Source organism: Geoglobus sp. (assembly GCF_054018175.1).
The window spans coordinates 1-8,775 of sequence record NZ_JBPLZQ010000048.1 but is presented as its reverse complement, the minus strand read 5'-3'; the positions used below and the strand labels follow the sequence as shown (position 1 = coordinate 8,775).

The 8,775-nt window shown below is 54.1% G+C and carries 10 protein-coding genes; 6 read left to right on the top strand and 4 right to left on the bottom strand.

Annotated elements, in window-relative coordinates; genetic code table 11:
- The 3 genes from ACXJJC_RS03755 to ACXJJC_RS03745 form a co-directional block, all read left to right on the top strand.
- Positions 1-463 (top strand): hypothetical protein (locus ACXJJC_RS03755; RefSeq protein ID WP_456369493.1); only part of this gene is annotated, 463 nt, incomplete at its 5' end.
- 140 nt (positions 464-603) lie between these two features.
- Positions 604-834: a helix-turn-helix transcriptional regulator gene (locus ACXJJC_RS03750; protein ID WP_503421137.1), complete on the top strand. Its 231-nt coding sequence runs from the start codon at positions 604-606 to the stop codon at positions 832-834.
- Positions 831-1,559, top strand: a complete 729-nt coding sequence (locus ACXJJC_RS03745) for a BtpA/SgcQ family protein (RefSeq protein WP_456369491.1) — start codon at positions 831-833, stop codon at positions 1,557-1,559. The genes ACXJJC_RS03750 and ACXJJC_RS03745 overlap by 4 nt, the downstream gene beginning before the upstream one ends.
- On the opposite strand, the gene tgt is transcribed toward ACXJJC_RS03745, so the two are convergent.
- Positions 1,548-2,738 (bottom strand): tRNA guanosine(34) transglycosylase Tgt, encoded by a 1,191-nt coding sequence (gene tgt / locus ACXJJC_RS03740; protein WP_456369490.1) that lies wholly within the window; start codon positions 2,736-2,738, stop codon positions 1,548-1,550. The two genes, ACXJJC_RS03745 and tgt, sit on opposite strands and share 12 nt — an antisense overlap.
- A gap of 271 nt (positions 2,739-3,009) precedes the next feature.
- On the opposite strand from tgt, the gene ACXJJC_RS03735 reads away from it, so the two are divergent.
- Genes ACXJJC_RS03735 through ACXJJC_RS03725 form a run of 3 tightly spaced genes read left to right on the top strand, consistent with a single transcriptional unit; the run spans position 3,010 to position 5,404 of the window.
- Entirely contained in the window at positions 3,010-3,672 is a 663-nt protein-coding gene (locus ACXJJC_RS03735) for a type 1 glutamine amidotransferase (RefSeq protein WP_456369489.1), read from the top strand.
- Positions 3,673-3,709: 37 nt separating this feature from the next.
- Positions 3,710-4,657, top strand: coding sequence for a methenyltetrahydromethanopterin cyclohydrolase (gene mch / locus ACXJJC_RS03730; RefSeq protein ID WP_456369488.1), 948 nt, complete (start codon positions 3,710-3,712; stop codon positions 4,655-4,657).
- A gap of 39 nt (positions 4,658-4,696) precedes the next feature.
- Positions 4,697-5,404, top strand: a complete 708-nt coding sequence (locus ACXJJC_RS03725; RefSeq protein WP_456369487.1) for an alpha/beta hydrolase — start codon at positions 4,697-4,699, stop codon at positions 5,402-5,404.
- Here the strand turns inward: ACXJJC_RS03725 and ACXJJC_RS03720 are convergent.
- The 3 genes from ACXJJC_RS03720 to ACXJJC_RS03710 form a co-directional block, all read right to left on the bottom strand.
- The gene (locus ACXJJC_RS03720) at positions 5,394-6,098 is read right to left on the bottom strand and encodes a formylmethanofuran dehydrogenase subunit C (RefSeq protein WP_456369486.1); all 705 of its coding nucleotides are present in this window, start codon (positions 6,096-6,098) and stop codon (positions 5,394-5,396) included. The genes ACXJJC_RS03725 and ACXJJC_RS03720 overlap by 11 nt on opposite strands.
- 1 nt (position 6,099) lies before the next feature.
- Positions 6,100-7,779 carry a formylmethanofuran dehydrogenase subunit A gene (locus ACXJJC_RS03715; protein WP_456369485.1) on the bottom strand — a complete coding sequence of 560 codons (1,680 nt, stop codon included), beginning with the start codon at positions 7,777-7,779 and terminating at the stop codon, positions 6,100-6,102.
- Positions 7,780-7,784: 5 nt separating this feature from the next.
- On the bottom strand, positions 7,785-8,775 hold a 991-nt coding region (locus ACXJJC_RS03710; protein WP_456369484.1), incomplete at its 5' end, for a formylmethanofuran dehydrogenase subunit B.

The window sequence follows — 8,775 nt, the reverse complement described above, 5'->3', positions numbered from 1 at the left end:
TGGACTGTACGTTTTTCACTCGCTTTGCATACACGGAGGTGGGCTGAGGTTAGCCATAGTGTATTACAGCATCGTGAGGGTGTTTGACTGGATTTCATTCAAGCTTACAGGAAAGCGGGTAGGTGTTGACAGGAAACATTACGTGAGTTACGGAAACGCATCTGCATACGCCATAGGGATGATTCACGGTGTGGGCGCGGAAACTCCCTCGCAAATGTACATGTTCGCGTTAACGCTCACGGCGGGAATGCGAAGCAGCAAAATTGCTGCGGTGATAATACTCGCTTTTGCGGCTGGCCTTGTTATGACAAACACTTTGATGGGAATTCGTGGAGCTTACGGGTACGTTACTGCTGGAAAGCGTGTTTACAGGTACCTCGCCATTTTCACGGCCGTGTTCAGTATTGCTCTGGGACTGTTTTTCATGTTCGGATCTGGACTGCCGGACCCCGTTACCCCGTAGGATTTGCAGGTGGTATGTGTGAGGTGGAAACCTCAGCTCACGTTCGTTTCTTCTTGGAACCGGGCCAGCAAATGCAGTTTTCAAGATGTGCGGGAACCCAGTTTTTCGTTCCGCTTCCCGAACAGTGCGCAAAGCTTTAAATGTTTTTTGGCGTACAGTTCTCTATGGCGGAGGATATGAACAGGGCAATTCTCAGGGCGCTTGCGGAACTTGGCAGACCGGCAAAGTCGAAGGAGATTGCCGAGAAGATGGGAGTTCCAACGTCAAAGGTATCCTGCAGGCTTGCACCGCTCAGAAAAAAGGGGTTGATCGCCTCTCCCGAGAAGGGGCTCTACGTGATAACCGAGGAAGGTAAGAAGCTGGTCGAATGATAATTGGCGTTCTGCACCTAAAACCACTCCCCGGAAGCCCCCACCACTCGGATTTCGACGAGGTTATCGAGCACGCCGTTCGAAATGCCGTCAGACTCGAGGAGGGTGGAGTCTCGGCAATACTCGTGGAGAATTTCGGAGACGCACCGTTTCTGATGGAGGTAGGTAAGGAAACTGTTGCCTGCATGACTGCAGTTGTAAAGGAAATAGTGAGCGAAGTTTCGCTGCCGATCGGTGTAAACGTTCTCAGAAACGACGCCATAGCCGCCGCTGCAGTGGCCAAGGCCGTAAAGGCTGACTTCATAAGGGTGAATCAGGCCATATTCCCCTCTATAATGCCAGAAGGTCTGTCAAGCCCGGTTGCCGGAGAGCTCGCGAGGTTCATGCGGGCCATAGACCTGAGAGCCATGGTCTTCGCGGATGTCGGCGTCAAGCACGCCGTCCACGTGGCGAGCCTTGAGGATTATGCAGAGAATATCGAGCGCAGCTTCGCAGACGCGGTAATCGTGACGGGAACATCAACCGGAAGTCCGCCGAATACAGGGGATGTGAGACTATTTAGAGAGTTATTTTCCATGCCCGTTCTCGTGGGAAGTGGCGTGAACGACAGAAACATCCTCGAGTTCTCCAAGTACGCTGACGGCTTTATAGTGGGGAGCTACTTCAAAAAGCAGGGAGAGGTGGACGTTGAGAGGGTCAGAAAGCTGTGCAGCCTACTGGCTTAGCCACCTCTTTTTGAGCTCCTGAAACGTTCCGCTTTCGACACTCTCCCTTATCTGCTCCATCAGGTTCATCATGAAGTAAACGTTGTGGTATGAGGCGAGCCTGAAGAACGTCAGCTCGCTGGCCTTGAAGAGGTGTCTCAGATAAGCTTTTGAGTACGTCTGGCAGACGAAGCAGTCGCAGCTCCGGTCTATTGGTGAGCGATCCGTCCTGAACTCGCTCCTCTTGATGTGTATCCTGAACTTGCTTCTCCTGCTCCCGCCGCTCTCCGGGGATACGAACACCACACCTCTCCTCGCCCATCTCGTTGGAGTCACGCAGTCGAAGGTGTCCACACCCCTTTCAACCGACTCGAATATGTCGTCTATTCCCCCTATTCCGAGGAGGTGCCTCGGCCTTTCGGGGTCGAGCTCCGGGATTATCCACTCCAGGATGTTCAGCATGTCCCTCTTGCTTTTCCCCAGTGATCCACCTATTCCAAAGCCATCAAATGGCAGGGAGGAGATGAATCTGGCCGATGCTATTCTGAGGTCCCTGTATTCTCCTCCCTGAACTATTCCGAATATTTTCTGTTGTCTGTTGTAGCTCTCCAGACACCTCAATGCCCATTTGTGGGTTCTCTCCATGGCCTTCTTCGTGTAGCCATAGTCCGAGAGCGGAGAGGTGCACTCGTCGAAGGCGAAGATTATGTCGCTTCCCAGGTTGGACTGGATTTTCATGCTCTTCTCCGGCGTGAGTCGAACCTTCCTGCTGTAGAGCGGGTCTCTGAAGGTGACGCCATCGTCGTCAACGTACGCCCACTTTTCTCCCCTGAACTCCACTTCCCTGAGCCCCTCGAGGAATATGTTGTTGGCAATCTTCCCCACGCCATGCTCCTTTCCGAAGCCGAGAGAGAAGGCCTGAAATCCGCCCGAATCGGTCATCACTATTCCGTCAAAGCTCATGAACCTGTGTATGCCCCCGTACTCCCTTATCAGCTCATCTCCCGGCTTCATGTGAAGGTGGTAGGTGTTGGCGATGACTGCCTGAACCCCCATTTCCTCGAGATCCCTTCCATCCAGGCCCCTCACGCTTGCCAGCGTCGCCACAGGGATGAAAGCAGGGGTGTCGAGCCTCTTCCCGTTTACCTTCAGAACTCCTCTCCTCGCCATGCCATCCTCGGCAGTGATGGAGAATTTCACAGGAATTCTGTTTCGGAGTGGCTATTAAATTACTTTTGCTGGTGCTTGAAGAATGGGTTGCCCGTCCCGTTTTGCAACACTCGGTCAGGTGTTCACAGCTGTCACAAGTTTGCTGGTGGAAATTTGACCTTCTGCACGAGAAGCTCTCTCAAATTCTCCCATCATGCAAAGAAACCCCGCAGTTTCCTGAGAAACGAGCTTCTAAAAAAGCTGAGATGTGCAAAGTTTTTCGGGGCTATCTTTATATTTGTGCCACCGGTAAAATCAGAGCATGAAAATTCTCGCAATAAAGAACCACAGGGCCGAGGGGCTCGGGTATATCGAGGAGCTCTTCGCTCAGAAGGGCGTTGAGTACGAATACGTCGAGGCCTGGAACGGTGAGAGGAAGGAGGATGGGGATGCGTACGTAATCCTTGGCGGTCCGATGGGAGTTTACGAGGCGGGGAAGTATCCGTTTCTGAAGTGGGAGATGGAGCTCATCAGGAGGGAAGCTGGAAGAAAGCCCATTCTCGGAATATGCCTTGGAGCTCAGCTGATTGCAGGGGCTTTCGGTAAGAAGGTCTACCCTTTCAGGAAGGAGATCGGCTGGTTCCACGTGACCAGGGTGGAGGACGACCCGATTTTCGACGGATTTCCGGAGAGGATAGAGGTGTTTCAGTGGCACGGTGACACGTTCGACCTGCCTGATGGAGCCAGGTTGATATTCACGGGGGATGTGGTCAGGAATCAGGGTTTCAGGGTTGGGGAGGCAGTAGGCATTCAGTTTCACCTCGAGATGACCCTCGAGCTCATAGAGAAGTGGGTTAAGACCACGGAGGGGGTACCGGAGAGCATAATCGACGAGAGTGCCGACAAGATAGAGGAACACAACAGGCTGTGCGAGATAATGATCGATAACTTCGTACGGGAAATCGAGAAAAAGCACAACATTTAAACATTTCATTTCCTTAGATTCAGCGGAGGTGGTTAATTTGGTGAGCATAAACGAGATGGCCCTGGACATTGTTGAGGACATGCTCGATTTTGAGGAAGAGCTCAGAATTGAATCCAAGAAACTTGAGAACGGTGCGACAGTAATAGACTGCGGTGTGAACGTCCCAGGAAGCTACAACGCGGGGATAATGTACACCGAGATCTGCATGGGTGGTCTGGCGAGCGTTGACATCGTCGTTGACTACGTGAACGACATTCCGTTCGCGTTCATAACCGAGTACACGGATCACCCTGCAATAGCGTGTCTCGGCAGCCAGAAAGCAGGCTGGGCCATAAGCGTGGACAAGTACTTCGCCATGGGGAGTGGACCTGCAAGGGCCCTCGCGCTCAAGCCGAAGAAGACATACGAGCAGATAGAGTATGAGGACGATGCTGACTATGCTGTCATAGCCCTCGAGGCCAGCAAGCTGCCCGACGAGAAGGTAATCGAGTACATCGCCAAGGAGTGCGATGTTGAGCCGTCCAATGTGTATGCTGTTGTCGCCCCAACCGCGAGCATAGTGGGAAGCGTGCAGATCTCCGGCAGAATTGTCGAGACGGGTATCTACAAGATGGCCGAGATCGGTTACGATCCCAAGAAGATTCTTTACGGTGCGGGCAAGTGTCCGATCGCTCCGATCCTTGAGGACGACTTGAAGGCAATGGGTGCCACGAACGACAGCATGATGTACTACGGAAGCGTGTACCTCACCGTTACGGAGTACGATGAGATCCTCAAGAACGTGCCGAGCAACACCAGCAGAGACTACGGAAAGCCGTTCTACGAAATATTCAAGGCTGCCAACTACGACTTCTACAAGATCGATCCACACCTCTTCGCTCCCGCGCAGATAGTCATAAACGACAAGTCAACCGGAAAGACCTATGTCCACGGGAAGCTTAACGCTGAAGTGCTGCTGAAGAGCTACCAGATTGTAACAGAGTGAAACACAACCTTTTTCTTTTTCCCCTTTCCACTTTCTCTCATGGAGGTCGTCAGGAGGGTTTTTAAGAGTGCTGATGGTCTGGAGGTCCCTGCCTTCCACGTTTCCGGTGGTGGTGAGAGGGCCGTTATCGTGGTTCACGGCTACTCATCCTCCAAGTCCGAGTGGCTCGGCTTTTCCTATGAACTCGCGGAGAGGGGGGCAGAGGTTTTCGCCATTGACCTGCGGGGCCATGGAGAGAACCCCAACCCTCTGGACGAGAACGTCCTTGCCGACGTTGAGGGGGTTATCGGGGCGCTGAGGGGAGAGTATGGAGAAGTCTACGCAGTCGGACACTCTCTCGGAGCGCTTCTGAGCCTGAACAGCTCGGCGGACTTCGTGTATGCGATCTCTCCACCGCTCTCTGCGAAGCTCCCTCCAGAGCCCGTGTTCATGCTCAGGCTGAACTCCTGCAGGGTGAGGGAGAGGGACGAGGGCGTGCTGTTCAGAATCCTCGACAGGCACACACCTCCAGAGAGGAATGAGAACGCGGTCATCTTTTACGGAACAGGTGAGTCTAAGGGAATTCAGATGGGTATACGGGCATGGGCTGAAGGCAGAAAGGTCAGGGTTGTCGAGGTGGGCGAGAATCAGGCATCACTGCCGGAAATCGACGTGGATCCAGAAAAGCTGAAAAGTTATCTGCCGAACTTCACCAGCCACCTCTCCGTGGTTACGGCAGGAAAAATATTGGGGGAAATCAGATTTTAACGATCTTCCCCTCTCCACCGACAAGTACGTCTCCAACCCAGCCCTCCTCTGTTTTCCTGAAGGTTGGCAGAAGGTCGAAGTTTCCTCCTATCTTTATCGTGCCGCCCTTCATGTCTCCTCCCACGTATCCGCAGTTTCCATGTATTACTATCTCTCCGCCCTTCATCTCGGTCCCTATGAAGTCACCTGCGGAGCCCCTTATCTCTATCACGCCCCCCGCCATCTTCTCTCCGATGTAGTTGCCCGCGTTTCCTTCGATTGTTATCCTTCCGCCCTGCATTCCCGTGACGTCTCCGTAGTAAGCGCAGCCTATCAGGTTCTTAGCATCCCCCTTCACCACGATCTCTCCGTCCTTCATCTCAGCTCCGAGCCAGTCGTCGGCGCTTCCTTCGATTGTTATCCTTCCACCCTTCATGTAGGCGCCGCAGTTAGCCCCAACGCTACCCTTTACAACGATCTCTCCATCGCTCATTCCGGTGCCTATCCACTTTACCTTAGAGAAGTCGCCTTCGAGCACGAGCTTCCTATCATCTCCCTGCTTCTCTATCTCGAACAACTCCTCGAGGCTCTTCTCGAGCTTGCCGTACCACACCTTGAAGCTCCTTACCTCCTCAAGGCTCTTCTCCGCAAGGTCCGGCGTCAGCTCCGCTTCAACGCTAACCTCAAACTCGAACTTCGGCTTCAGGATGAGCATTTCAGTTCACCTCCAGCCTCTCGGGGTTCCTCATCCAGTAATCGTCAACACCGTAGTTCCTCCTCTCGACGCTGTAGTACTCGAAGAAGCTGTTCAGATCCTCGTCTATCGCCTGCATGTCCACCCTCTTCCTTGCATCTACCCAGTAGGTCCTGCCCCACGTTTCAGCGACGATCGCACCGTCTTTGACCACGATCTCTCCTCCCTTGATGGTGTAAACGGGTCTTCTGAACTCGGTGTTGATGACGTCGTACTGCGCAGATGGATCAATCTCCGCCGGGTTGATGTTGTAGATTGCTATGTCAGCATCAGCCCCGACACCGAGGTGGCCCTTGTTCTCGAGCCCGAGGACCCTCGCGGGCAGGCTCCTGGTCATCTGCACGACCTCGTACAGACTCTTCTCCACATCAATGGCCGCGAGACTAGTCGCCTTCTGCACGTAGGGGCTGACCCTCTCGAGTTCCTTCTCCCTCATCCTCCTGCTCATCAGCATCGCCATTATGTACGGGTACTCGGTGTATGGCCCACCGTTTGGATAGTCAGTGGAGAGCACGACCTTGTCACTGTCCACGAGCAGGCCGAGCTCCAAGCCAATCGCCCACTGGAGCGCATGCACTGGATTCTTCGGAAGGTAGACTATCGGCACTATACCTGCACCACCCTCGATCTCGCTGTCCTTGTTGCTCCATCTCGCACCGGTCAGCTTGTGCAGCGTGAACTGGAATGGTGCATCTCCGGTCATTGCGGTTGCGTGGCCGAATATGGGCTGACCCATGTCTATGGTGATGTTGTCCATCGAGTTCACGACCTTGGCAATCTCCTCAGCCCCGCTCGCCACGTCTCTCCACGAGCTCCCCGCATAGGCGTTGAACTGGACGTGCGTCACGTGCAGAACCTGTCTGTTGTCGTTCTTAATCCCGGAGACGAGCTTCATCGTCTCTATGGTGGTCTGGTAGTTGCCCGGAACTCCGAGGTTGTTGCAGTGGAGGTGAACGGAGTGAGGGAGGTTGAGCTCCTCATTTGCCTTTACAAGTTCGGTAATTATCTCCCTCGGCGTTACTCCGAAGTTTGGCACCTCGTCGTCCAGGCTCCTCACGTTACTGCCATACATCCAGGCCTCCACTCCCCCGGGGTTCACGACCTTGACTCCAAACCCCTTCGTCCTCTCGAGGGCCCATGCTATGAACGCCCTCAGCTTCTCCCTGTCCTTCTCGGCAGTGAACCTGAAGATTGGATGCCAGTTCCCGAAAACAGGCAGGGCTGCCTTATCAACTACCGGAATTGCATCAAGCTCCTCATGGGTGTGGGGGCTGCCTATCGGCGGGCTCGCGGCCTCGACGGCAGTGGTATAACCGATCCTCGCGTACTCGTAACCGATTGCAGGAGAGGTGAGCAGAACCCTACCCATAGAGGCCCTGAGCTTTCCAGCCGTGTGCCTGACGATCCTCATTTCCTCGGGTCTCATGGTTCTGCCCGTGTTGATCTTGCTGCCGGCTATGTGAGCGTGCATGTCCACACCGCCGGCGAGAACGAGCTTGTTGTTAGCGTCAATCACCTGGCACTCGTTCTTGTTAACCTCGCTCTCATCCACAATCTTTCCGTCCTTGACGAAGATGTCCATCTTTTCCCCGTCAATCCCGTTCTTGGGATCGATAACAATCCCGTTCTTAATCCAGAGCATTTTCATCACCCTTCGAGCTTCTCCTCCACAATCCTGAGCATCTCGTGCAGGATCTTCTCGTCGCTCCAGTAGGGCGAGTCAACGAGCTTCTTAACTCTGAGCACGATTCCGTCCATCCTGTAGACGTTGCCCTCAGCCTCTATGCCTGCAACCGCAGAGGGAATCACCACATTTGACAGCAGCGTCGTCATGTTGGGGAACGGGTCGATCTGTATGACCGGGATCCTCTTCATGTGCTCCACAGCCCTCCTCGGGAAGTGGGCGGCAGGATCGCTCGACACCACGAGCATTGCGTCACAGTCTTTTCTGAGGAGCATCTCAACCGCTGAGAACTCTGCCGGTGAGAACCTCGGATACCCGCGGCTGAAGTCAATCGCGTACTGGTACCCTACCTCCCACGCAGGAACCTCTCCCGCTCCAACGACGTTGTAGTGTCCCCTCATCGGCCAGATTATCCATCTCGCGTATCTGTTCAGCAGCTGAATCAGCTTGACGGCGTTTTCAACGTTCCTGTCCCTTCCCCTCGACTGGGTAACTCCGAGGCCGTAGAAGATCACTCCGTACTTCGCGCTCTTCATCTCCTCGGCAAGCTCCGCAAGCTCCTCCTTCGGAACACCTCCAACCTCGTCAGCATCTATGTCCTCTCCCTTAACCAGCGCTCTTAATGCCGAGATTACCGCGTAATCTGAGCCGGGCTTTATCTGGATGAACCTGTCGGCCATGCCCGCCGACTTGGTCTTTCTCACGTCCACGACGATGACCTTCCTGTCCTTCCTGTTCTTTATCAGGAACCCCTTGGCCATAACGCTGTACCTCGTGGGGTGTCTTGGGTGAGCTTCAAGCGGGTTGCTTCCCCAGAATATCACCATGTCTGCCCTGTTCTTTACAGCTCCGAGAGAACCACCTGGAAGACCCTCCTCTATGACTGCAAGCGTTCCTGGAGCGTGGCAAACGCTCGCGCACTGATCGTAAACGCCCCTCACCTTCTCGGTCAGC

Coding starts and splice junctions, on each gene's coding strand:
- ACXJJC_RS03735 (WP_456369489.1), top strand. CDS start 3,010: ATGAAAATTCTCGCAATAAAGAACCACAGGGCCGAGGGGCTCGGGTAT.
- ACXJJC_RS03720 (WP_456369486.1), bottom strand. CDS start 6,098: ATGCTCATCCTGAAGCCGAAGTTCGAGTTTGAGGTTAGCGTTGAAGCG.
- ACXJJC_RS03715 (WP_456369485.1), bottom strand. CDS start 7,779: ATGCTCTGGATTAAGAACGGGATTGTTATCGATCCCAAGAACGGGATT.
- ACXJJC_RS03745 (WP_456369491.1), top strand. CDS start 831: ATGATAATTGGCGTTCTGCACCTAAAACCACTCCCCGGAAGCCCCCAC.
- ACXJJC_RS03725 (WP_456369487.1), top strand. CDS start 4,697: ATGGAGGTCGTCAGGAGGGTTTTTAAGAGTGCTGATGGTCTGGAGGTC.
- ACXJJC_RS03750 (WP_503421137.1), top strand. CDS start 604: ATGTTTTTTGGCGTACAGTTCTCTATGGCGGAGGATATGAACAGGGCA.